Genomic DNA, 25,220 nt, shown 5'->3' with positions numbered 1-25,220 from the left:
CTCAACGCTAACCCCATGTATATCATGGATAAGAAACTACAGACAGCTGGCAAAAGTGTTCACGATGTATAAAATAACACCATCATAAGGTAAGCGGTTAAGCTCAGACGCCAATCAATTTTAGTCAATCATTTCTAATTCCTCTTCCCCAATCAAGTCAACAACAGAAGAAGATATATAAATACCCATTGCGATATTTTTACCGCTGTAGATTGAAGTGAATAGACATTGACATAGCAGATGGAGGTAACATTTGATTGATGACTTATGTAAATGAGCAAAAACTAGATATTTGACAACTTACCAACAGTAGAAAGTACAAATAAGAGCATCTAGCAGTAAGTGAAACGTAAAAAGATTTTTTATATTTATACACTCAAAAATATTTTATCGAGCCCATGTTGACTACAGTCTTTATGTATGAATATGATGATATGTTGAGGTTAGGCTGCCAACAGGAAAGGCAGGACTTGCTATGCAAGATGGGAATACTTTGTACTAACTGGCGATTAGTATACAAACTGTAAACCACAGCTACGATTTTTGCAAGTCTACGTCTTCTTTTTAAAAGCAGCAAAACCACTACTTTTATTATCGTATTAACTTATCGACTAGTGGTGTTAGAACAAAACGACCGCCTGGATAACTTTTTGTCTGAATTAAAATCATATATCACAACTCACCCGAAAACTGAGATCGAGGTATTTGCTAAATTTATTATAAATAATTAAAACAAAAAAAAATGAATAAATACTTATATAAAAACCAAGTAAGCATAAAAGCTATATCAGAAGCTACAGGTCTAGACAAGATTACCGTTAAACGCAATAGCACAACAATGAGGATAAAAAAGACATTTGTCGGAATACTAATAAAGACGGTATAATAAATGGAAAAATACCACCAAAATCAAAACGTAATATTAATTTATGAATTGCTTCATAAGCAAGAATAAAAGGAACAAAAAAATAGTATAGAACTGAACTATGTGAAAATTGATCATAAACTCTATATAAAGAGCTCTAAATCAAGATTTAAGTCCTTTATAAGACGAATCAGCCTACATCACCAAAAAGACAAGGCATGGAGATAATATAACGTAGAAATCATTGCTCTTTGCGTTAACTACAAAAGCCTAACAATCTAAAAATACATAATGACGCACTTCACAAACAAGTTAAATCTAAAGACTGAGGATGAGATTATAAATAAATATGGCTGGTATACGCATGTTGACTATTAAAAATTAATAATATAGCATATAAATGACATGATGATAATTGGGAAACTGCCTTTCTCACCAAAATATTAAATTTTTATATGACATGGATTTACCCATGCCTATGAATACAAACCAAAAAGGCCGTCCCGATGTGACTTTTCCTAGATAAATATAATATATATATCAAGGTATTGCAGAATGACCACACGGAGTAGAAGGGAGAAGGAAAGAACAGTATTCAAAAAGACAAGATTTCAAGGAAAAGGAAGTATCGCAAAAAAGAATTTCAGGTTACCTTGTTTCTGTTAACTCTAAATATGTCGCAGTGGAATAATTATGAAGAAAATCTATGCATCAACCTTCAATCAAACTAAAAAAACATGGTATTTTAATTGATGCAAGATAAAATACTAATAACACAAGAGAATTAGAATTTAAACAATCTAACGGCCTCCAACATACTAAACACAATTTACTTAAAAAAAGATTCTTCAGGTCTTGCCAATTACCAGAATAACCACAGCGCAACAAGAAACCGCCTGAAAAAGTCATCCCAAAAAGGAATTAAGTCGAAATAAATCGTAAAAGAGAAAAGAACACACAAAACAGCAATGACGGGCACAAAAAACCTGAAAAATCTCTGGCCTTTTGCAAAGCAAGAAAAGTTTTGCGTAAACTAAAGCTTTAAAAATCAGAAAGAATTGCAGCTATATCTACATAGTGGCATAAATCCTGCCCCCCTGTACCCCGAGGGAATACAAAAATTGCTACAAATTCTACACAAAAACTGGCGACTGGATGGGGAATAAAGATTTTATAGGAACCGAACAATAATCAGCGACAGAATTCATCTAAAAATACCGATCAAATTAATGCCGATTACTCGGAACAAAAAATATTTTTGAGAAAATCGGCTTTTTAATAACCAATGCCTGAAACCACTTATCTGTTGTCAAATTTTGCGCAGTTTTGAATCAATACATAAATCGAATCGTCAAATCACTAATAGAAGTTTCGTTGCACTATTCAGAGGATTAACCTATCAGTCCGTACTACCGCTATCGGGTAACTCTTCAGGTTATTACGACCTTGGAAACCAATACCATGAGCGCACAAATCCCTGTCTCGAGAACATCGATATTCGCGTCGTCGAACACCTCGCTATCCCACAGGACGAACTGGTAATGAAGTTAATCAGTCACTCGCGCTGAGTTTTAAGTCATAGGTTTGTACATCATATATCTATGAATCACATTGTTATGATATTGGCAAACAAATAACCAACTCACTAATGCATTCAGATTACGTACAAAATTTGTTCACAAAACACAGACAAAAAGTACACCTTCTAAGGTGCACTTTTCGTATCAACTAATGTGCCGGAGCCGGCGCCGCCAAACAGGGGACTCACAGAGTGCGGCCGCGGGGTGCCGCGAAGCGGTGGCGCAGGGCGTGCAGCCCGAAGCCCCCTCCAGCGCCGAGCGCTGGAGGGCTGGGGGAAGCCAGAACGGACAGCCCCGGCCCCAAGGCCGGGCCCGTTTTTGGGCGAAGCCCCGGTGCCGCGGCCGTTACGGCGCTGGCCTCCCGGGTTTGCCAGGAGTGAGCACGGAGTGCGAACGTTCGCGCTTGGCAACCACCAACGGTGGGCGCTTAGCGCGACCCGGTAAAGCCGCAGGCCAGCGGCGGGAACCGCCGCGCAGCACCCGATGTAATCCGCCAGCCTCAGCGTCCAGCTGAGGCAGCAGGAAAAGCCGAGCCCGTTCAGGGCGTTAAGCTTTTTCGCTGGCGTAGCGGCCGCCTAAGCGGCCGCCATACCGCCCATACACCCCTCAGGGATATGAGGGGTGTATGGGCGTGCGCACGGGGCACAGCGCATGTCACGCCAGTCACTATACTGGTCATGACATACGCATCTTCTCGAGACGGACGGCTAATCAGCGAGCACAATGAGCACAGAGTGCTTCAGTTGGCTACAACCGCTTTGGAGGACTGCCAACGCGTGAACTCGCACGCCTTCATTCGCCAGGAAAAGCTTACCTGGTATGCGCATGGCCCAGCGTACCGTTACGCCGCCTCGAAAACAACAAAACAGTATTACAGAGACGCCTTAATACTGGAGGTTGTCTCTGGATGTTTTAGGAGAGCGTGGGGCTGCTATTTTGCGCGAGCTTGGCTATGAAAATGTAAGCTCGAGAGGCCATCGCGATCTTACGTTTGACAAGCCGACGCACCGGTTTATAGCTAATGCATATGTGATTGATTATCACCTTCTAGGACACAGAACCTGCACCCAATTTGAGAGACAACGTCGTATCGCGCCTTTGCCTGAAATAAATGTCCGCCAAAACAAAAATGACGAAATAGCGCGCAGGAAAATTCCCGACGCCCTGGTCGAAGCACAGGGTGGAATTAGTTGGGTTGAGGTTGAAAATACCCCAAAAGCAAGGAGCAACTTCATCAACTTCTATCTGTTGCCAAGCGACTTCTTACGTTCAGAAGACGGCTATATGACACAACATGACGGACAGTATTACTGGTTTGACAGAATGACGTTTGTATTGCCAAATGATAAGACTGCCAGATCACTGATTAAAATAATTGCCAGCCTGGATCTTCCTTTCGATATCCTTTGTCAAATCCATCTACACCGAGTTTCGATGAGCTCGGGATTAATAGGGGAGGTATAAAAGCCCATGCAACAGCAGATGAGATTATATATTAAACCTTCGAACAAGATATATAATCATGAATACTACTTTACTTTAGATTGCGAAAATCGAACGTAATGAACGCAGTAATAGTTATATTGACATCTGCGCTACATGCTATAAGAGTAAACCCAGGAATCGAACTTAATCTACTTAACATTTTGCACAACTCTGTATAAAAGTGTGCGATTCAATAGCTATACATACCACTATTGAAAAACCGCTCTTTATGATTAAAATAGGTGCAAATATCGTTTGAATGTCAAGGGTAATTTTTTGTCGATCAGTATCAGAGCCCTAACCCAAAGGGCCGCCACTGACAAAAGAATACAAACAAAATAATACCAACGGAAAACGAAAAACCAGCCGCGATATAAAAATGCTTCCATCAATCGGGAAAACCTCCCCAGCAAGGAATACGATTAATGGCACTTTTTTCTTTGAAGAAGAAGTCAAAAAGGTTTGAAAGATGATAAACAAAGCCGTTCTGTATCTAAGATCAAGGTAACAGATAGGTCCTGGTGTCGCCCGTCAGCGCACAGAAAAGGGAGCTGGAGAAATTAGCTAAAGAAAAAGGGTTAAACAACACTCGGCGAGTATACTGACGTCGTTGAATCAGCGAAAAACGAGAATCGCCCAGCTTTTCAAAGCTTCTGGAGAGATCTGAAGGAACCTAGCAGAGAATCGAAACTGATTTTAGTGGTCGATACATCTCGCCTTTCTCGTAGGCGATACGTTTGCCCAGGCATTTAAACATGAATGCAAGAAACGTGACATACAAATTATATATTATCGAAACTTCCTGACCTGGATCCCATCACAGCAACTCTCAGTCGAATCTCTTTTCGAGGCGATGGATGAAGTCCATAGCCTAATGTCGAGAGAAAAGGGTATTTCTGGTATGGCTGAAAATATTGAGAAGGGTTTCCGTGTACGGAAGGCCTCCATTTGGCTACAAACTACGGCAAAAACCTTATACAGGCGCTTCATCGTGACGGAAAACCAGTTTCCAAGTCAAAGACTCAAACCTGACGAGAACGCTCCGCTTATTAAGCGTTACCTAAAGAGCGAGCGAAAGGTCGCTCCCGAAGAAGTTCTTAAAAACAGAGATTGCAATTACCCTTATCTGGACTCATCGTTTAATCGGAATTGAGTATAATGCACTCACCTACGCTGGCCATACTACATGGAACATTCATAACGAATTCAATAAGGGCGAACGATACAAAGGCGGCAACAAACGCCGTCCTCGCGAAGAATGGAAAATCAAACATAACACTCACGAAGCTCTCATCGCCGGATTGAAAGAAGCGGAGACCCTGACTAAAACAACTTTAGAGAAGAAAAGTTTCACTCGAAAGCTCTACGCACTACCAACCTACTAACCGGCCATCCTGAGAACTCCACATGGTTCAAACTGGCACAGTGATGGCTGTGGGTTCTATCGTACAACCGGGAAGAAAATACAAATGGCATGGCTTGAAAATTCATAGTCAGTCGAGAGTGGAAGCGGATCTAGAATCTGAGGAAACTCGTAGCTCTCGATGTACGAAGAACTTCGCATTTTTATTAGCCGGCGTCGGATAGATCCTGCTGAAGACCTACGTCAACATAAATGACCAGCACCCGGCAGATCGACGGAAATCTGGAAAACGCAGAAGAACTCTCTGATCCCACTCCCTGCCTTGCGAAGGGTTGATCAGCTTGAGCAGAAACGCAAAACAATCGTTGCTGAAAGTTCGACTTACTCTCGAGCGCGAATACCAAGCCGCGACACATATCCGCGGCGATGCTATCCGAACAGGAAGTCAGAAGACTTCGGCTCGAAGTACTCGCACAAAAATTGTCAGTAATGGAACTGGACAGTCTTGAAACTGTCCTTCACTCATGCGTCGATCGCATCGAATAATAATCCCGCTGATCTGACATGCCAGATTAGCTATGCCGATTCATCTTATCAGCAGGGGATTGTATGGCGTCCCCAAGGGATTTCGAACCCCTGTTGCCACCATAAAAGTTCATAATGCCACACATGTTCCCGGACGCGCACGAAACAGTAAGAGGTTGTTTTTTATTGATTTGTGTTAGCTTGTTGTTCTCAGCTGTTGTATCGTTTTCGTACTTTTTCCGTACAAGGTGTTACCGGTGAAACACGTCCGCAACAGAATCGATACCAAGACGGCGCGTGAGAAGCTCTCGCCGCGCCGCGAGCCGTATTGGTAAAGCAGGCCGGGCTGTTATATCGGCTATCGCGCTTCGACAAAGTCAGGAGGAACTGGGTTGCTGGATGGCGTGATCATGAGGGCAACCAGCATTATGAATCGCTCGGCCCCTCTCCACGTATCCGATACAAGCCGGTTCGACGAAGCCCAGCGACAGGCCCGGAACTGGCTCCGGACTCTTGGCGGCGCAACGCTCAGCGGGTACACGATCAAGCACGCCATCGATGACTATATCGAACACCGCAAATCGACAATACGGCTCCCTTTCAGCGACAGACGCACGGCAACGATTATACACGCCTCCCCCTCCTGGTAATATGAGGCTAACAAAACTGACCATGCAAGATGTCACCAGGTGGCGGGACTCCCTGATCAGGATCTCCGACGATGAAGACGACGTGAGAAAGTCCAAGGACCAGAGCAAAACAACTGCTCAGCACGTTCAAAGCGGCCCTTAATCTGGCCTACCGAAAAGATATCATGGCACAGACAAAGCCTGGCGGCATAAGGTTAGAGGATATCGCACGGCACGAAAAGTTTTTTTGTCGGATGGACAAATTAGCGCTCTCACTCCACAGAAGGCTGGTTCCATGAACTGATAAAAAGCACCCTTCTCACCGGCGCCCGGTATGGTGAATGCGTCAATGCGAAGGTCGAGGACTACGACCCCCGCCATGGCACCCTACACCTGTCCGGCAAAACCGGCGCGCGGGATTGCTACCTCAGTGATACCGCGATTACCCACTTCAAGGCACTGGCAAAAGACAAGCTGCCGGCGGCTTACCTGCATATCAGAGAAGACGGCGAAACCATACCGGCGCGCCCACCAACAGCGGCCTATGCGGGAAGCTATTATGAAAAAAGCCAGGACTCCCCACCGAAACGACGTTCTACGCCCTGCGCCATACCCATATCAGCCGCGCTCTACTGGCCGGCGTCAATATACAGGTCGTGGCGGAAAACTGCGGGACATCAATCAAGATGATTGAAAAACATCGGAAAATTCTTGAAGAGCTGATGGGCGAAATATGTTCAACCAGGTCGAAGCGATGAAAAAGCATCTACGTGCATTCGTTAAGCATCCACTGAGCGATGCCGAGCTTGATTTGAGAACAACAACGTAGCAACCTATCGTTTTGGTTGTTACGGAATGGATGTGACCGGTGAGCCGAAATATCCCAATGACCTGATTACCAGCCCAATAATTTTATAATCTCGCAATCCTGTGCACGCCATCAATATCGATTATTTCTTGCCATGAATCCGGCCTCTATCCCTGAGCGTAATGCAGTGGCTAGTATCTTCCTTGAAGGATTGGCACCAAGAGAAAATGCATCGAAAATAATCAATGGATAATAGCAATGGGGCTGAAGCGAAAGGGGCAATTGAATGCCATGCGCCAAGGCTCTTAGAGAAGAAGTATTGCAAAACCTTATGCTGGAAATTCATAGGATTAAAGTGATTTTTTCTTTAACCAATATAGCGGCCTCTGAAATGGTCGCTGCCAGTCTACATGATACGAACTGGAATGAGACAGAGGTATCGCTACCTAATCTGGATAGCTCCACACTCCAAGATAAATATGAAGAGCATCAGCGAGGTATTATGAAAGCGGACTGAATGAACTCTTGGAAGGCACAGCTATGCGGCAGGAGGCAAAAGACAGATACTCTCTCGTCCCAGATACTTCATATAAATCACTTACCCTGGATACACCCCTCAAGTAACGCGGCCCGAAATAACCTAATTAACACCGCGTCTCTAACCTGATCCCATTTTTTAGCTGTTCCCTAGAGTTTGTAAAAACCCAAGAGGAAACAACAATGACCGCGATTGACCGAGGCAGTTTTACTGTAAGCCAGTTTTGCGACTGGGCTAATATCTCCCGCACCACTTTCTATGAGCTACAAAAGGACGGCACAGGGCCAAAAGTCGTCTACGTCCGCTCTAAACCATTAATTACTCGTGAGGATGCTGAGAGCTGGTTTCACAGCCTCGGTGCCCGCCTGCGCCACTCCCATACCTAAAGCAACCATATACGCCGTCAGGACGCGGCAGAACAGCAGGAAATTGAAATGCAGGCATATAACCGGCATGAATGAGCGCGGCGAGCGATAGCTAAGGCGCTGGCGGAAAAAAAGGCAGGTCAGGGATATATGGCTTGTGCGGGCGCATGAGGATAAAAATCCAGCCTTCAATTCAGATGGCGAGAACGGGCCTATTCTCCACTGTTTTGCAGGATGTGACTTCAAGGCCATATCGGCTGAATTGAGAAAGCGCGGCCTCTGGCCGGGGCCTACCAGTCAGCAGCGACAGGCGCGGCGACGCCACACCCAGAGAAAGACGACGCTACCCAGAGAACAGTGCTGGATATGGCAGCGCATGATCGGGCGGCAGGTAATCCCATCTCCCCGGAAGATGCCAGCAAAATCAAGAAGCAAAGGCCGTCCTCTACCGGACTGGACGGAGCCAGGCGAGATTACGCGCCACGCCAGAGAACCAGGCCCTATCCAGTAGATCCTCCAGCCAGACAGGATGGTTGGCTTCTGGAGGAATGGCGTACGGACGGCGACCGCTTAACGTTCGGAATGTCGGCTCTTGGACAGATGGCTCTCCCAACTCAAGGCCTTGCAGATGTAGCGCGAGACACCCATTGGTAAGGATTGTCTTCACTTCTTCTTCTTATCTTTGGCGCTTCAGGAGAGCGAAAGACTGGAGCAGATAGAGCCTTTGGGCACGGCGCAAAAAAGATGGCAGCAAAAGCGTGATGAGCTGCTGCATGATAACGTGCAGGCCATAGCTATCCAGGGAACTATTCGAAAAAAGAAAGGAAGCAGTAGCGGATCAGATAGCCGCAACTCAGATCGAAGAACAAGCACGATGATATTAAACAGCTTGAAGAACGACTGAAAGAATAACACGGCCAGGCCTCGACCATGTGGTTTTCCTATACCCTCACCTATGGTACGAGGACGCTACTCACGAGGGCCTGATTGGTGCCCTGGCGACTGGCTGGCCTACCGCCATCATCCAGAGTGACAGGGGCGGCATTGTGGCGGGCAGCAAAGGTTTTTGCCAATGATCACAACGCCAACGGGATGTGGTCATGGATCGCCTGGACAGGAAATGCGATGGATGTACCGAAAGCAGGCCAAGGGAGGACAGGTTACAGGTAGGCGGGTATCTATATCATTAATGATGCAACCTCACCTTCTGGATGCGATAAGCGAGAAAGGAGGGCGAAGCCTGGGACTATCGCCCGTTGCCTGGTTGCCTATCCCGGCCTCGACGATGGGGAGCCGCTGTACAAAAAAACCTCAAGGACTAACTCACCTGAACGGATGCGCGATGATCGTGTACCGGGAAATATTATCCGTAGTATTGCCTGTAAATGAGTAAGCGTTCAAACTAAACCACCAGCCCTTCCATCCTGCCTGCAGCCTTAGAGGTCTGGCGCGGTGCCACAACCAAGTCGAACGCGAGCTCGGGGAGTTTGGTGATTATTCCCTGGTGGCTGATGTAGGCGCAAAGAGCGCGGAGAATGCGGCCCGGATCGCGTGCGTTTTCCATGTGTGGCAGAACAAAGACCAGGCGGGCAGGTCAATGAGGTATGGTCCGGGGTATGGCCTTCATCCCATTGGCATTTGCACGAGGCGCTGCGCCTGTCTTCAGATGCCAGTAAACCTCAGGAACTGAGTGACGCCGAACTACTCAGCCGGTGGCTGCTGACAGAGGGTCGGCCTCACCTTGATGATACACATCTCCTGCAGGCAGCATCGGCTGTCCGATATCTTGCAGTTCGGCCCCTACCGTCTGCGTGATAAGAACCGCCGGGATGCTGCTATCGCTGAGCTGATGCAGCCCGAGGTGTGCCATGTGCGACAAGAAGCGCAGAACAAAAAGAAACTAAATATTGTGAATCCCTGGCTGCTCGATGGGGTGGGCCAATGAACATTAGCAGGTCTTCGCAACCGGGCTGCTATTTTTCGGCGGCTGGACACCCCGATAACCACAAAGGCTTACCTGAGCATGCCTATCATTCACAATACGCAACAATGGCAGCCACTCTAAAAAGATCGATCATTTATTTTATTCTTTGATCTGGTATCAGCACTGGCATACGGCCACCCGGTGACCCTGCTATTCCTGCTAACCCTGCTAATGTTTCATAAAGAAAACTCACTTCTCACCCCTACCTGGTTACCTCCCGGGCCGTCCGGGGTCCTCCCGCGAGGGGCCCATCCACGGGTCAGTAGAGACTCGCGATTTTCGACACATTTTCGGGCCCTATGATCTCGGCATCAGGTTAAATATGAGACATGGACAAACTATACAGTGCCCACAAGTTACTGATATTAAAGATAAATCACAGTTTTTCTTGTCGCAGTAGCGCGTGCGGGTCGCGCTCAAAGACGACAAGCAAGCACCTAAACCGGTCTGGAGGAAAGAATCAGAATTTTCGGATCATTTTTTCGAACAGCCGCCGAGAGCCTTGCAATACAAGCTCTTCGAGGAAAGGCGTTCGATGCGGGAACTTCGAGCCGCGTTTTTTTGCAGACACCTGGATTTTCAGGGGCGTTCCGGTTCCGGTGATATGAAGAAAACTTCCTTAATCAACGCTCTCGCTCAAGATATCGCGGCTGGTTTGCGAGACGGATTGTCGCTGCAGGATGCTGCCGGCTTTGCCTGGGCAACCCATCCGCGCGCCTCGTGGGGCGAGCTGAGCCGTGCGAGAAGTGTTCGACTCAACTCTGGCACCGAATCACAGCTGGCTTACCTAGCTCGTCTGGCGGCGCTTGAGCTGTCCGGCGGCGCCAGCGAGGAGCAGGCCGCCGCTGCTATCTGGTCCCTTGGGCCAGAGCTAAGCGCCCGCCCAGCTAAATCAAGTCATGCGCCTTGCAAGAAAACGCCATGGCATCGACTAATCAGCTTCTCTCGATAACCTCAATCCGATGGTCCCTTCAAGCCGGACACTGAGGAGCGGATCCGTGATGCCTTTGAAGCCTGGATCCATTCCCCGGGAACCCCCCTCCACGAGCACCTGGGCGTTGATCGTCGACAAATTATATTGCGCGAACGCAACCCTCACCTTCTGGCTGCACTGTCCGAGCTGCCCGGTAAACCAGAAGCCCGATGTAAAGCTTCACAAAAATCATTGCTGAATTCGTTGATCAAACTACATACTGACGAGCCAGACCCGGAGTGGCCTGATGTTTTCTGGCATTTATGGCGCGCCTTCCTCTATGACCACCTCGAAAAGGTGCCGCGCACGGCAAAGCGACTGCTCGGAATTTGGAAATCCGAGGCCGTTTGCATTTCCACTGACGAAGGCCAGACAAGCATGACAACTCAAGAAAAACAAAAGTGGCTCGCTGATCTGGCGGTGGAAGCCTGGCAGGAAGCGCCGGCAGAAGTGCGCGAGCTGTTTCGTAGTGCAAATGATCTCTACATAGCGATGCAACGATTGCACGGCATTGATCCTGCGCTGATTTCAGATATGCACGTGCATCCACACACCGAACATTAGGAGTGAACATGGAAAAAACACACGCCTTAAGTGCTATCGCATCGGCGGTCTGGGCAATCACAGATGAAGGAATGAACCTCATCCTTTCGATCGCGCAGCGCGATAATGAATCGCCCGAGGCCGTCGCCGCCAAGCTGGGCCGGCCGCTGATGAATACCCGCAATGTTGAAGACCGCGGCGGTGTGGCTGTGATTCCCATTGCACCGGCCAGATCTTCGCTACGCCAACGTCTTTACCCAGATATCCCGGCGACTTCCTCGACATCCTCGCGCAGGATTTCCGGGCAGTCGGGTGGCCGGATATCCATTCTATCGTACTCATGATTGAGCTGGCGCCGGAGGCATGGCGACCGGCATTGCCGAGTTCGCCGAAATCGTAGCGTGCTGGCAGGCGATTACCGCGTACATCGACGGCGACGGCGCCTCGGCCGCTTACTGGATCGCCGCTGCAGCTGATGAGGTAGTGGTTTCCAAAACCGCGATGGTTGGATCAGTGGGCGCGGTGGTCGGTGTCGATACCCGAAAACCCGACGGGCTCGTTGAGATCGTTTCCAGCCAGTCGCCAAACAAGCGCCCTGACGTGACTACCGACGAGGGTAAAAAACAGGTCCAGACGCGTATTGACGCGCTGGCGCAGGTATTTGTGGAGGACGTCGCGACCTATCGCGGCGTTACTGTCAATACCGTGCTTGAGAAGTTCGGCCAGGAGCAGATCGGTGAGCGGGAGCAGGTGCGGCTGGCGGATATGGCGAATCGCGTTTCCACCTTCGAGGCCCTGATTTCAAAACTAACCGGAGCAACAAACGGGAGCAACACGACGATGACAACAGCTTCAAATCACAGGTCAGGCCGACCGGCGCCCATCGCAACAACTCCGACACCCACGCCGGGCGATTTTGAATCCCTGGCCGGCATGACGCCGGACGCTGTCGAGAAAACCGCCGCGAACTGGTGGGAGCAAGTCCCGTGAACTGCAAAGCCGAGTTCAGGCGCAACGTCCACCCTGATCGCCTATGCCAAAGTGGCCGCGAAAAACCAGCAGTCAGGGCAAAAGGCCGCCAAGGTGCATGAAAGTTACAAATCGACCAAAGCAAACGATCCGGTTGATTTTGACAGCCTGAAAGGTATGAGCGCCGAGGCGGTGAATCAGCAGGCGACCACCTGGTGGCGCAGTCACACGAGCTTGCACAGCCAGTTTGCGAGCGAAGCGAACTTTGCGGCTTACTGCCGGGCACATGCGAACAATCGAGTTCGTATCTGCTAACAACAAAGCAAAGGAGAAAAGGCATGTTGAACATCTTCAGCAACGTGAAAAATTCGATCAAAGAGCTGAACAACCAGCTTTCTGACTACAAGTCTCAGATCGAAGCTAAAACAGCCTGGCTGGAAAAACTGAGAACAGGTCCGATCACGCAAGCCGAGGCGAAAGAAAAGGCCCTCGAGGGTGCTGCTCGAGGCGGATAAATTTCTTGGCTTCTTTTCTGGTGGATACGGGTCGAATCTACAGAGCCCTACCAAAAAACTGAGTCGGTTCGATGTTTTCGGCGCAGTCCCTATGGGCGTTGACCACAATCAGATCACAAAGGAATCGCTGTACTATCTTTTTCAGGAGCAGATCGAACAACGTGTTTGCGACGCGATCGATGCGATGCCCTGGCCTGATATGGATGGACTTCCGCCGCTCTCTGAGCGACCGGCGCTGATTGAAAAAACGATCCAGGAGCTGGACAAACTTCACGAGGAACATGCCGAACTGGTCGAGCAGGCCGAGGCTGCTGGCATACATGTTGATCGAGTCTTCAGTGATGATAAGGCCCGTAAAAAATGGCAGATGAAACAGGTCGAGAAAGCAGCGCGGGATCTTGAAGAATCCGGCGCCTATGTGGGAGGTAAACCGCTCACCTCTGACGATCGCCGGTAATTAATTGGCTCTCATCGTGCAGCACACCGCCACTGGCGATACCGGCAATAACACCAACCCGACGGTCTTCACCTCCTTTGTCACATGGGCGCGGCCGGGGGCAAGTCAGCCTATGACTTCCCGCGGGCTTTCGGGGGCCAGACAACCCGGGAGCCGCGGCGGGAATTAACAACATTCATAAACCGCCCGATTTCGTCGGGCGAATCGAGCTTAAGCAGCATGATCTACCTTAACATCTGATGAACCCCGTGCTTTCGAAGGTGGGGACCGCAACGAGCTTCCGGTGATTGCGTCGGACATCATCTACGAAGGCGCCGCCGTCGGCGACAATGGCAATGGTTATGCCCGACCGCTGCAGGCAGGCGATCCCTTCCGTGGCTTTGCCGAGCAGCGTGCCGATAATGCAAGCGGATCCGCCGGTGACATCAACGTCCGCACCCGGGAAATAGGCAAAGTCGAACTGAGCATTTCCGGGCTGGCCATCACGGACGTCGGCAAGGATGTCTATGCCTCGGATGACAACACCTTTATTCTTACCCAGGGCAGCAACACCCGTATCGGGTATGTCCATCGCTGGGTGGCCTCCGGTGTTGGTGTGGTTGCGTCAAATACCGCTAAAGGCGCCCAATCCGAGTTAATCGATAGTACCGCGGGCACCGTCGATGGCACGTTGTCCGACGTTGGCGCTACATTCGACGGGACTACCCTTAACAATAATTTCGCCGAATTGCGCAGAAAAGACGAACTACTTGTTGCGAAAGATGGGTTGATAATCAGCCGTAGGCGCGGTCCAGGCAGAAGCAATTTACCCGTTGGAGACAAAATGAACGATATCATTAAAATGCGTGACGCGTACCGAGCCGGTTATTGTGTATCCGGTTGCAAGGCATTTTGCGAGCGCCACGGCATCGACTTTAAAAAAATCACAAGAGAAGGCATCGAGGCAAAAGAACTTTTAGACACCGGCGATGCTATGGCTGCAAAAATAGTCGAAAAACATCGTCAGGCTCAGGAGCCCTGATAACATCGCGGGCAAGGTTCGGCGTATGACCATAGAGCGCCACCAGGAGCTGAACAGCTGACGGGTAAGGAGCAGATCGAGAAAGTTTCCGATGCCCTCGGCAAATTCCGAACCACCCAACAAAGGCAAGCCGCTCCCGGATACTTGGCAGCTACGGGATGCGCCGGTGTTCCATCCTTCCATGGTGAACTGACCTTGGAATCACCGAGCCTCGGGTTTACTTTTCTTGATATTTTCGATCAGTCAGCTATTATTGGGTCTGAGGCTCGACCACTGGCCGTAGCATCGGCGGCACTGCGTTCCGACAACGTGGTAGCTTTCACTTTCATTGTCGGGGCCCGGTGAATAAAAAACACCCTTTCGGGGGGGAATAAGCCCGCGGCGCAATCCTACTGTTTGCGTAAGTCAGGCCCTGACACCTTAATTGACTGAGCTGAATCGACATCAGAGAAGACCATCATCGTGAGCGACAACAAACACACTGACGCGTTACGCGCGCACCTCGAAGGCGAGCACCCCAAAGGCACGCACCCTGGGCGTTTCCGGCCTTTCTGTTTTCACAGACCTGGCTATTCCCTACTTTGAAGCTCACTCGAGCCACAAGCCGGACCGGGAAGACCTCGACCAGGCGATCAGTGGCGCTGAAAATTCGTTATTCGCCATCCATAACGGTCTACGTGGAATCGGCCAGCTGATGACCACGGTTGCGGTTGAGGCGCACCCGATCGATGCCAACCTGAACGATCCGGCACCGATCAGTATTTTGACCCTGCAGGACGTTTCAGGGCTGATTGAGCAGCTGGCCGAGACCGCCGGCAGTCTCACCGGCACGCTGGAAGAACTGCGCCATGCGCGAGCGAAGCTGAACCACTGACCCAGCCGGGACAGTGACGAAAAAAGGGCCGCATCAAGCGGCCCTTTTTTTGCCCCCAGCATGTAGGGATTGGGATTACAGCTGTTTCCGTACAATTTCCGTATTCCGTAAAAAGAAAGCCCCGCGCTGACGCGGGGCTTTTCTTTTTTCTCTTACTTTTCAGTATGTTATCTGGCGTCCCCAAGGGGATTCGAACCCCTGTTGCCGCCGTGAAAGGGCGGTGTCCTAGGCCAACTAGACGATGGGGACGAAAAACGTTGTGTTATTCGTCGTCAGGGCGCGACAGCTGCGACATCACAGTGCCCGCCAATAGTACTACAAACCCTACTGGCACGACGCCGAGCCACTGTATGCCCGCGCTGTCCTGATTGACAAACATCGCACCGAATCCCGCAATCACACCCAGTATGATGAGTATGATCCCGAGATACACAGCAAAGCGTCCGGCCAGTTTCACGCGTCACCTCGCTGTGGTCTCTGGTGGAGCTAGGCGGGATCGAACCGCCGACCTCTTGCATGCCATGCAAGCGCTCTCCCAGCTGAGCTATAGCCCCGAAAATCGAGAGCGCGCAATTTACGATAGCGGCCCGGGCATGTCAATCATTTGCCTGTGATTTTTCCGTGATTCCGTCAGATTTCAGCTATTTGCAGCATCTTTCACCACTGTGCCAGGACGTTTTAACTCCCGGCCGATTTCTGCTCGATTTTCGCCCAGGTATCGCGCAGAGTAATCGTGCGATTGAACACCGGCAGCCCGCCCTCGCGGTTTTGCGGATCACGGCAGAAATAGCCCTCACGTTCGAACTGAAAGACCTCGCCAGATTGCGCCCCGCCCAGACTCGTCTCCACCAGGCTGGTGGTCAGCGTGCGCAGGGAATCGGGATTAAGGTGGGCGGTCCAGTGCTGGCCGTCTTTGGCGCTGTCTGGATTGGGGTGGCTGAACAGGCGATCATAGAGCCGAATCTCGGCCACAACCGCATCAGCGGCATTGACCCAGTGAATCACCCCCTTGACCTTGCGCCCCTCGGGATTGGCACCCAGGGTGTCAGGATCATAACTGCAATGCAGCTCGATAATCTCTCCATGCGCGTCCTTGACGACTTCATCACACCGGATCACATACGCATTGCGCAGGCGCACTTCACCACCACTGACCAGGCGCTTGAATTTCTTGTTGGGCGCCACTTCCATGAAATCCTCGCGATCGATCCAGACCTCGCGGCTGAAACTGATCTGACGGCTACCCATGGCCTCATCCTGCGGATGGTTGGGTGCCGCCAGTTGCTCGCCCTGCCCTTCGGGATAATTGGTAATGATCACCTTGAGCGGATGCAGGACAGCCATGCGACGCGGTGCAGCACGATTGAGGTCCTCGCGGATACTGTTCTCCAGCACACCCATCTCGACAAAGTTGTCCGACTTGGTGACGCCAATACGCTCGCAGAAATCGCGCAACGCGGCCGGTGTATAGCCTCGGCGACGTAATCCGGCAATGGTCGGCATGCGCGGATCGTCCCAGCCTTCCACAAAGCCCTGCTCGACCAGTTCGGTCAGTTTACGCTTGCTGGTCACAGTATGTTCCAGTGTCAGGCGAGAGAACTCGATCTGTTGCGGGTGATGCGGGGTCTGCAGGGTGTCCAGAAACCAGTCATACAACGGACGATGATCCTCGAATTCCAGGGTGCAGAGCGAGTGGGTAATTCCCTCGATCGCATCCGACAGGCAATGAGTAAAATCGTACATCGGATAGATACACCATTCTTCACCGGTCTGATGATGTATCACGCCATGGCGAATCCGGTAAATGGTTGGATCGCGCAAATTGATGTTGGGCGAAGCCATGTCGATCCTGGCCCGCAGGACTTTTTCGCCGTCCTGGAATTCGCCGGCCCGCATGCGGGAAAACAAATCGAGGTTTTCCTCGACGCTGCGCTCACGATAGGGACTGTCCCGGCCCGGCTCGGTCAGGGTGCCGCGGTATTCGCGGATCTGCTCGGCATTGAGATCACACACATACGCCTTGCCCCGTTTGATCAGCTGCACGGCGTAATCGTGCAATTGTTCAAAATAATTAGACGCAAACAGCAGCTCATTCCATTCATAACCCAGCCATTGTACATCCTGCTTGATCGCCTCGACGAACTCGACATTTTCCTTGTGCGGGTTGGTGTCATCGAAGCGCAGGTTACAGGTGCCGTTATAGTCCCAGGCAATACCGAAGTTCAGCACGATCGATTTGGCATGGCCGATATGCAGATAGCCGTTGGGTTCGGGTGGAAAGCGAGTCGCCACCCGCCCCCCGTGTTTACCAGCGGCCCGATCGGCATCAATGATCTGGCGAATAAAATTAGCGGGTTTGGTTATGTTGCTGCTCATATTAAGGTTCAGTCCGTGTGTGGCGGGCTTATTGTGCGGCGCGCTGCTGTATATAGTCCAGCGCCATATCGATACGACGGAGGCAGGGCTCGCGTCCGATCAGGTAGACGGTCAGATCCAGTGAAGGTGATGGCGCGCCACCGGTTACCGCCATACGCAACGGCATACCGATCTTGCCCATTTTCAGTTCCAGTTCCTCGGCCGTGCTGTGAATCACCGTATGGATGGCCTCCTGTTCCCAGGTTTCCAGCGCGGCCAACTTGTTGCGGATCCGTTGCAAAGGCTCAGCCGCGGCGACCTTGAGTTGTTTGCTGGCCACTTTCTCATCATAACTGTCGAAATCGCGATAGAAAAACTGACAAATGTCCGCCAGTTCCTTCAGTGTCTGGGCCCGTTCGCGCTGGGCTTCGACCACGGCAAGGATATCCGGTCCTTCGCTGGGATCGATATTCAGTTGACCCAGGTGATAACCCAGGTGATGGGCAATATAGCCCGGATCGCTGTTTTTCAGGTATTGCTGGTTCAGCCACAACAGCTTGCTGATATTGATGCTGGAAGCCGAGTTGTTGACCTCGGCAAGGTCAAACAGCTGCACCATCTCATCCAGGGAAAAGATTTCCTGGTCGCCGTATGACCAGCCCAGGCGCACCAGGTAGTTGAGCAACGCCTCGGGCAGATACCCTTCCTCGCGATACTGAATCACACTGACCGACTCGCCATGCACCCGCTTGGAGAGCTTGGCGCCATCCTCGGCCAGAATCATCGGCAGATGGGCATAAACCGGTACAGTCGCGCCCAGGGCCTTGAGAATATTGGCCTGGCGCGGCGTGTTGTTGAGATGGTCGTCACCACGAATCACATGGCTGATCTGCATATCATGATCGTCCACCACCACGGTCAGATTATACGTGGGCGCGCCATCGGAACGACGGATGATCAGATCATCCAGCTCCGAATTTTGCACAATCACCCGGCCGCGAATCAGATCGTCGATCACGACCTGCCCTTCCAGCGGATTTTTAAACCGGATGACATGCGGCTCATCCTCGCTGACCTCGCGATGCCGGCAGTGACCGTCGTAGCGAGGCTTCTCCTTGCGCGCCATCTGCGCCTCGCGCAATTCATCCAGACGTTCGCGGCTGCAGTTGCAGCGATAGGCATGCCCCTCGGCCAGCAGCCGTTCAATGATTTCGTTATACCGCTCGAAGCGCTCGGTCTGGTAGAACGGCCCCTCGTCGTATTCCAGGCCCAGCCAGGTCATCCCCTCGAGAATGGCATTGACCGACTCGGCGGTGGAGCGCTCCAGATCGGTGTCCTCGATGCGCAGCACAAAGCGGCCTCCATGTTTGCGGGCATATAGCCAGGAAAACAGCGCGGTGCGAGCCCCGCCGATATGCAGGTAACCGGTGGGACTGGGGGCAAAACGGGTGCGAATGGACATGAAAACCGAATCCTTGAAAAATATGTCATACTGCGGCTGTTGAAAGGGGTATTGTACTCGCCACGCGGCAAAAATGCAGTCCTGGCGCAGTATTGGCGACCGACAGGTCGGATCGCATGACCGGTTGGTAGCCCGGCCCGCAATGGCCATGGCAACCGCGGATTTTCCTAAAGTCTGCGCGACACCGACCGATTACACTTAAGTCACGAATCAACTGCCTGGCAGTGACAATAACAACTCGAAAGTCAGGGAATCTTTCGGAGAAGGATCATGGAAGCACGCTACCGTTTGTCTCGCAGAAAGGCACTCAATATCACCAGAGCCCCCCTAACACATCGGAGATGGCCATGACGATTGTGTTGGATGATGATCAGCAGACGGAGGCCTGTGAGATCGATCCCCGCTCCATGGCGCAGTTTCTGGAACACTGCACGCACTACAGCCTGCCGAAAAAAAGCGTCGTGGTTCGTGCCGGCGATCCGGGCGACACGCTCTACTACATTATCGAAGGCTCGGTGAGCGTCATGCTGGAAGACAGCGGGGAAGATGGCCACGAAATCGTACTCGCCTATCTCAACAGCGGAGATTTTATCGGCGAGATGGGGCTATTCTATCGCACCAAGAATCGCACGGCGCTGGTGCGCACCCGTACACCCTGCAAGCTGGCCCGCATCAGCTACGATGAGCTAAACCGGCTGTTCGAAAACGAGCTTCGGGATGCCCAGCCCGACATTCTCAAGGCCGTGGGTTTGCAGCTGTCACAACGGCTGATCACCACCAATCGAAAAGTCAGCCAGCTGGCCTTTATGGACGTTACTGGACGCATTGCACGCACACTACTGGACATGTGTGCCCACCCGGAAGCCATGTCCCATCCGGCGGGGACCCAGATCCACGTCTCACGCCAGGAGCTGGCCCGGATTGTGGGATGTTCGCGCGAAATGGCTGGCCGGGTACTGAAAAGCCTGGCCGAGCAAAAAATAATCGAAGTGCAGGGAATGGATATCGTGGTTTATCACGAGCGCTGAGGGACCACGCTCGCGCAGGCCGATCGGCTTTCACTTCAGGTTAAACAGACGCTCAAACCGAGACAGTTCCAGAATCTGGCGCACACGTTTCGATGCTCCCTGCAGGGTCACCTGCGCCCTCTCACCACCAGCCTGTTCTCGCAGCCAGAGCAACAACCCCAGCGCCGCGCTGTCCATCTGTTCGGTGCGGCTTAGATCCACCACGTAGCACTGTACCTGCTCATCGGGTTCAAAAACGTCTCTGAACGCCTTGTGCAGGTTATAGTCGAAGTCTCCCTCAACCTGAATAATCAGTGTCTTGCCATCATCAGTGAACTGGGAACTGACCGTCATACCAACCCCTGCCGCCGCCGATTTAGCCAAACTAGTGAAAATAGTGGCCCTGATAGCGGTGTTGTGCAATTCATACCAGACAAAAAAAATCCCCGCTCAATTGGCGGGGAATCTAAATTTGCGCAATTCTTGCGCAGGGGGAGGAAACACAACAATCAATACAACAAAACATCGCTCTCTCACTTTGTCCGGACCAACAATTTTCTCCGGGCTTGATCAGTTTTTCGGCAGCCGGGGCAAGCGACTTTAATCTTTTTTGATCCATCGCAAGCGCTTGTTTTTAAATGATAAATGAGATTTTTGCCGGAACGGCCATGGCTTACGGCTCAAGGCGGCGCCACAGACACTGGCCGTCACTGGCCCCGTCGATGGTGTCCAGGCGGGCCTGATGGGCGCGCAACTCGTCCTCGCTGGCGTGCAGGATTTTCAGAGGCGGGCGATCTGCCGCCAGGGGACGACGTGTTTCGGGCCGTCCGGTTGCCTCGCTGGCACCCCGCCCCTCCAGGGAAAGGGTCACCTGCCCGCCGGTCATGGCCAGATAGACTTCCGCCAGGATCTCGGCGTCGAGCAGCGCGCCGTGCAGTTCACGCGAGGAATTATCGATGGAATAACGCTTGCACAGGGCGTCGAGGTTGTTTTTCTGCCCCGGGTGCAGCTGGCGCGCCATCACCAGGGTATCGATCACCCGGCAGAAATCGTCGACCGGCTGGCTCCCCGCCTCCAGGCGCCTGAGTTCGTGGTTGATAAACCCGACATCGAACGGCGCATTGTGGATAATCAGCTCGGCACCGCGGATGAAATTGACAAAATCCTCGGCCACTTCGACAAAGCGGGGTTTGTCAGCCAGAAACTCGCTGGTGATACCGTGTACCTCAACCGCCCCCTCGTCGATCTCCCGCTCGGGGTTGATGTACTGGTGATACCGGTTATTGGTCAAACGCCGGTTGACCAGCTCGACACACCCGATCTCGATGATCCGGTGGCCCTGGGCCGGCTCCAGGCCGGTGGTTTCGGTGTCGAGGACGATCTGCCTCATGACCAGGTACCAGGGACGAGGGACGAGGGACGAGTAAAAACGTTAGTCATGTGCATGTAGCGAAGATTATCGCAATTCTGACGGAGTTTCACGCCTTGAACCGGCATAAACATCAGCCTCGTCCCTCGTCCCTCGTCCCTCGTCCCATCGATGAGTTGCTGGGCAACTCATCGATCCCGAGATTGGCGAGTTGATCGGCGATCTCGTTCTCGTCATGGCCGCTGTGGCCCTTGACCCAGTGCCAGTGTACCTTCGGATGCTTTTGCACCGCGGCGTCCAGGCGTTGCCAGAGGTCCACGTTTTTGACCGGTTTTTTGGACGCGGTTTTCCAGCCGCGTGCCTTCCAGTTGGCCAGCCATTCGCTGATGCCTTTTTGCACATAGGTCGAGTCGGTGGTCAGGTGCACTTCGCAGGCCCGGGAGAGGCTCTCCAGCGCCTGGATGGCGGCCATCAGTTCCATCCGGTTGTTAGTGGTCTGCGGCTCACCGCCGTGCAGCCGTTTTTCATGGCCGTTATAGCGCAGCAGCACCCCCCAGCCACCGGGACCGGGATTGCCGCGGCAGGCACCGTCGGTAAAGGCTTCAACGATCTGACTCAAAACGGGCTCCTTTGTGTTGTCTTTCATTATTCAGCGGCTTGGCCAGACCGCTGACGGCGATGCGCCGCCGCGCCCGCCAGCGCGGGCGGATCGGGGTCAGGGTTGTGACCCGCTTGCGCGCCACCAGCAGAAAGCCGCCGCCGAAAAAGGGCCACAGGCGTTGCCCGAGCCGCTCCATAAACATCAGCTTTTGCATCAACCGGGGCCGCTGCCAGGGGGGCCGGTAGCAATAGCGACGCTGTTGCACCACATCGAAACCCAGCAGGGCCAACCAGTCCTTGAGCCGGGTCAGGGTCATAAAATGGCCACACCAGGGCAGCTGGCCTTTGCCGCCGCGAAACAGCCGGATCAGTCCCCACAGGCTGACGGGATTGAAGCCCAGAATGACCACATGTCCTTCGGGAATCAGGCTACGCTCCACTTCCCGCAAGACGGTGTGCGGATCGTTCGAAAACTCCAGCACATGGGATAACACCACCACATCCAGGGTATCGGGGCTGAACGGCAGGGCCGTCGGCTCAAGACACAATACCCGCTCGTCCCGGCCCGCCGCGCGGCTGTCGGGATCGAGCCGGGTGCGCATACGGTGATTGACCCGGCTGGTGCGCAACATCGCCGCCTCCGCGGGGCTGCCCATATGCAGCAGATGATAGCCGAACAGATTCACCAGCTCCGTATCCAGCTGCTGTTGCTCCTGCTCGGCCAGCAAGCACCCCAGACGGGTGGTATACCATTGCTCGAGCCGTGGCCCCATCCGTTCCCCGCCCGAACAACGGTGGAATCGGCGCAGCCCGCTTTTTTGACGACGTAGCTTCATGCTCTTTCGATCAATGACCGCTTCAAACCTGTCACAGTATGCCCGCTCCGGGCTGATGGGGGAATCTTTCCCCGGCCGGCGATAAAGCTTGACCACCTGGTTCACAGTTTTTACTATCTGAATTCACTATAGTCAGTCGCCAACCCCTTGAATTGATAACAACAATATGACGCGCATACTGATCGTTGTTCTGCTGACGGCGACCCTGAGTGGCTGCGCTCTGCCCTCATCTTCCCCCTCTGAAAACCCCGTCGAACCCGTCGAGAAGACACCGGAACAGGTCGCGACGGTGGTGGGGGATGCGCCGTTTCCGCTTTTGATGCGCGACGAGACGATCGTCTCCCAACTGTCGAACGAGCCGGCGCCGCCCCCGGACATCTGGCGACGGATTCGGGCCGGATTTGACCTGCCGGACATCGACCACGCACGCGTCGAGCAACAACTCAGCTGGTATGCCCGTAATCCCGAATACATGCAGCGGGTTGCACAACGGGCCCGGCCCTATCTGTACTATATTGTCGAAACCCTCGAGCAGTACAATCTGCCGCTGGAGATCGCCCTGCTGCCGATCGTCGAAAGTGCCTTTCAACCGTTTGCCTACTCCCATGGGCGGGCGTCGGGTATCTGGCAATTTATTCCTTCGACCGGACGGCTCTATGGACTGAAACAGAACTGGTGGTACGACGGTCGCCGCGATATTTATGCCTCCACCGAAGCAGCCGCCAAATTTCTCAAGCGCATGCATGATTATTACGACGGTGACTGGATGCACGCCCTGGCCTCCTATAACTCCGGCCTCGGTAATGTGAATCGCGCCATTCGCCGCAACCAGGTCCGCAATCGCCCGACCGATTTTTTCTCACTGAATCTGCCGCGTGAGACTGAAGCCTATGTGCCCAAACTGCTGGCATTGAAAAAACTGATCGAGGCACCACAGGAATACGGTCTCACGATCGATCCGATTCCCGATGAAGCCTATTTTGCCCGGGTCGACATTCAGGGGCAGATCGATCTAGCCAGGGCCGCTGAGCTGGCCGATCTCGATCTGGATGAACTCTATCGACTCAATCCCGGTTACAACCGCTGGGCCACGGCGCCCGACGGACCGCATTACCTGCTCTTGCCCAAAGACTCGGTCGCAACCTTTGAAAAGCGACTGGCCGGGCTGGACCGTCACCAGATGGTCACCTGGCAACGCTACCGCATACGCCAGGGCGACACTCTGAGTGGGATTGCCGCGCGTTATAACACCAGCATCAATACCATCAAACGCATCAACCAGCTGCGCGGCACCCTGCTGCGCGAGGGGCAGAGCCTGATGATCCCGGTAGCCAGCCAGCAACCGGAAAATTATCGACTCAGTCAGACCCAGCGCACCCAGCGGTTGCAAAACCGACCGCGCCAGGGCAACAAGATCACCCATGTGGTGCGCCCCGGCGATACGTTCTGGGAGCTGGCGCAACGCCACAGCGTCAGCGTTCGGGCCCTGGCCGCCTGGAACGCCATGGCCCCCGGCGACCCGCTCAAACCGGGACAAAGCCTGATCATCTGGTCACGCCGCAGCGATCAGGCCGCGCTGAATCCGGATCAGATCGCTTTGCCAGCCCAACGCAGCCTGACCAAGCGAATCGGCTACCGCGTACGCCGGGGCGACTCTCTGGCGCGTATCTCGCAAAAATTCCGCGTCAGCATCGGCCAGTTGCGCAAATGGAACAACCTGCCGGTCGGCAAATACCTGCAACCGGGGCAACGGCTGACCCTGTATGTCGATGTCATGCAGACATCCAGCTAATCCTTTTCTCCAGAGTGGATGTTTTTAACGCGGAGTTCGCAGAGGCGCGGAGAAATAGATTGATAAAGAAACTTCGGCGATCCTGAATCCTGATCCGACAAAGGCTGCATGACTAAATTACTGTTCCTAAAAGGTATGCAGAAGCGTAGATCAGGTTGCGCGCAGCGCTACCTGACATTCTGCGTATCAGCAGGTGTATCACGCAGGCTAACGCCAGCGTGACCTGTAAGATTAACCAGAGTATAAAGCGCGCATAAATTTGGAGCGGTTATTTAGACTATCCAACGCTATGCCGGATCTGCTAA

Annotated in this window: 22 protein-coding genes and 2 tRNA genes; 15 read left to right on the top strand and 9 right to left on the bottom strand. The window is 52.5% G+C overall.

Translation table 11 applies throughout. The annotated features are described in order from the left end of the window. Positions 1-3,342 precede the first annotated feature (3,342 nt). The 13 genes from U5K34_RS10040 (at position 3,343) to U5K34_RS09985 (ending at position 15,494) form a co-directional block, all read left to right on the top strand. Complete coding sequence (locus U5K34_RS10040; protein WP_322568254.1) at positions 3,343-3,909, top strand: hypothetical protein; 567 nt, start codon at positions 3,343-3,345, stop codon at positions 3,907-3,909. A gap of 3,632 nt (positions 3,910-7,541) precedes the next feature. Further along, a complete protein-coding gene (locus U5K34_RS10035; RefSeq protein ID WP_322568253.1) occupies positions 7,542-7,772 on the top strand; it encodes a hypothetical protein in 231 nt (76 codons plus the stop codon). A gap of 203 nt (positions 7,773-7,975) precedes the next feature. Beyond that, a complete protein-coding gene (locus U5K34_RS10030) occupies positions 7,976-8,179 on the top strand; it encodes a hypothetical protein (RefSeq protein WP_322568252.1) in 204 nt (67 codons plus the stop codon). Positions 8,180-9,602: 1,423 nt separating this feature from the next. Then, entirely contained in the window at positions 9,603-9,848 is a 246-nt protein-coding gene (locus U5K34_RS16120; RefSeq protein WP_416224074.1) for a DUF3987 domain-containing protein, read from the top strand. 697 nt (positions 9,849-10,545) lie between these two features. Then, entirely contained in the window at positions 10,546-11,094 is a 549-nt protein-coding gene (locus U5K34_RS10025; RefSeq protein WP_322568251.1) for a hypothetical protein, read from the top strand. A 126-nt stretch (positions 11,095-11,220) separates the two neighbouring features. Beyond that, positions 11,221-11,679, top strand: a complete 459-nt coding sequence (locus U5K34_RS10020) for a hypothetical protein (RefSeq protein ID WP_322568250.1) — start codon at positions 11,221-11,223, stop codon at positions 11,677-11,679. Between the two features lie 8 nt (positions 11,680-11,687). Continuing rightward, positions 11,688-12,002, top strand: coding sequence for a hypothetical protein (locus U5K34_RS10015; protein WP_322568249.1), 315 nt, complete (start codon positions 11,688-11,690; stop codon positions 12,000-12,002). 19 nt (positions 12,003-12,021) lie between these two features. After that, positions 12,022-12,648: a S49 family peptidase gene (locus tag U5K34_RS10010; protein ID WP_322568248.1), complete on the top strand. Its 627-nt coding sequence runs from the start codon at positions 12,022-12,024 to the stop codon at positions 12,646-12,648. A gap of 51 nt (positions 12,649-12,699) precedes the next feature. Next, a complete protein-coding gene (locus U5K34_RS10005) occupies positions 12,700-12,942 on the top strand; it encodes a hypothetical protein (protein WP_322568247.1) in 243 nt (80 codons plus the stop codon). A 23-nt stretch (positions 12,943-12,965) separates the two neighbouring features. Further along, positions 12,966-13,142 carry a hypothetical protein gene (locus U5K34_RS10000; protein WP_322568246.1) on the top strand — a complete coding sequence of 59 codons (177 nt, stop codon included), beginning with the start codon at positions 12,966-12,968 and terminating at the stop codon, positions 13,140-13,142. Further along, on the top strand, positions 13,123-13,599 hold the full coding sequence (locus U5K34_RS09995) for a hypothetical protein (protein ID WP_322568245.1): 477 nt from the start codon (positions 13,123-13,125) through the stop codon (positions 13,597-13,599). The genes U5K34_RS10000 and U5K34_RS09995 overlap by 20 nt, the downstream gene beginning before the upstream one ends. A gap of 283 nt (positions 13,600-13,882) precedes the next feature. After that, a complete protein-coding gene (locus U5K34_RS09990; RefSeq protein WP_322568244.1) occupies positions 13,883-14,620 on the top strand; it encodes a hypothetical protein in 738 nt (245 codons plus the stop codon). 694 nt (positions 14,621-15,314) lie between these two features. Then, positions 15,315-15,494 (top strand): hypothetical protein, encoded by a 180-nt coding sequence (locus tag U5K34_RS09985; protein WP_322568243.1) that lies wholly within the window; start codon positions 15,315-15,317, stop codon positions 15,492-15,494. 172 nt (positions 15,495-15,666) lie between these two features. Here the strand turns inward: U5K34_RS09985 and U5K34_RS09980 are convergent. The 5 genes from U5K34_RS09980 to gltX form a co-directional block, all read right to left on the bottom strand. Beyond that, a tRNA-Glu gene (locus tag U5K34_RS09980) sits at positions 15,667-15,743 on the bottom strand. A 13-nt stretch (positions 15,744-15,756) separates the two neighbouring features. After that, a complete protein-coding gene (locus U5K34_RS09975; RefSeq protein WP_322568242.1) occupies positions 15,757-15,951 on the bottom strand; it encodes a hypothetical protein in 195 nt (64 codons plus the stop codon). A 21-nt stretch (positions 15,952-15,972) separates the two neighbouring features. Further along, positions 15,973-16,048: transfer RNA gene (locus U5K34_RS09970), tRNA-Ala, on the bottom strand. A gap of 124 nt (positions 16,049-16,172) precedes the next feature. Continuing rightward, positions 16,173-17,870, bottom strand: a complete 1,698-nt coding sequence (locus tag U5K34_RS09965) for a glutamine--tRNA ligase/YqeY domain fusion protein (protein ID WP_322568241.1) — start codon at positions 17,868-17,870, stop codon at positions 16,173-16,175. A gap of 28 nt (positions 17,871-17,898) precedes the next feature. Then, positions 17,899-19,311 carry a glutamate--tRNA ligase gene (gltX, locus tag U5K34_RS09960; RefSeq protein WP_322568240.1) on the bottom strand — a complete coding sequence of 471 codons (1,413 nt, stop codon included), beginning with the start codon at positions 19,309-19,311 and terminating at the stop codon, positions 17,899-17,901. A 347-nt stretch (positions 19,312-19,658) separates the two neighbouring features. On the opposite strand from gltX, the gene crp reads away from it, so the two are divergent. Continuing rightward, entirely contained in the window at positions 19,659-20,339 is a 681-nt protein-coding gene (gene crp, locus U5K34_RS09955) for a cAMP-activated global transcriptional regulator CRP (protein ID WP_322568239.1), read from the top strand. Positions 20,340-20,369: 30 nt separating this feature from the next. Here the strand turns inward: crp and U5K34_RS09950 are convergent, their stop codons facing one another. The 4 genes from U5K34_RS09950 to U5K34_RS09935 form a co-directional block, all read right to left on the bottom strand. Further along, a complete protein-coding gene (locus tag U5K34_RS09950) occupies positions 20,370-20,672 on the bottom strand; it encodes an STAS domain-containing protein (protein WP_322568238.1) in 303 nt (100 codons plus the stop codon). A gap of 319 nt (positions 20,673-20,991) precedes the next feature. Further along, a complete protein-coding gene (gene dnaQ, locus U5K34_RS09945; RefSeq protein WP_322568237.1) occupies positions 20,992-21,708 on the bottom strand; it encodes a DNA polymerase III subunit epsilon in 717 nt (238 codons plus the stop codon). Between the two features lie 112 nt (positions 21,709-21,820). Continuing rightward, positions 21,821-22,306 carry a ribonuclease HI gene (gene rnhA, locus U5K34_RS09940; RefSeq protein WP_322568236.1) on the bottom strand — a complete coding sequence of 162 codons (486 nt, stop codon included), beginning with the start codon at positions 22,304-22,306 and terminating at the stop codon, positions 21,821-21,823. Continuing rightward, the gene (locus U5K34_RS09935) at positions 22,290-23,123 is read right to left on the bottom strand and encodes a class I SAM-dependent methyltransferase (protein ID WP_322568235.1); all 834 of its coding nucleotides are present in this window, start codon (positions 23,121-23,123) and stop codon (positions 22,290-22,292) included. Before U5K34_RS09935 ends, rnhA begins: the two co-directional genes overlap by 17 nt. Before the next feature lie 166 nt (positions 23,124-23,289). Between U5K34_RS09935 and U5K34_RS09930 the strand changes: the two genes are divergently transcribed. Beyond that, the gene (locus U5K34_RS09930) at positions 23,290-24,915 is read left to right on the top strand and encodes a LysM peptidoglycan-binding domain-containing protein (RefSeq protein WP_322568234.1); all 1,626 of its coding nucleotides are present in this window, start codon (positions 23,290-23,292) and stop codon (positions 24,913-24,915) included. Positions 24,916-25,220: the final 305 nt, after the last annotated feature.

Source organism: Thiohalophilus sp., assembly GCF_034521165.1.
In the GTDB taxonomy this organism is placed as follows: Bacteria; Pseudomonadota; Gammaproteobacteria; order UBA6429; family Thiohalophilaceae; genus Thiohalophilus.
This window is presented reverse-complemented; position numbering and strand designations above follow the sequence as displayed.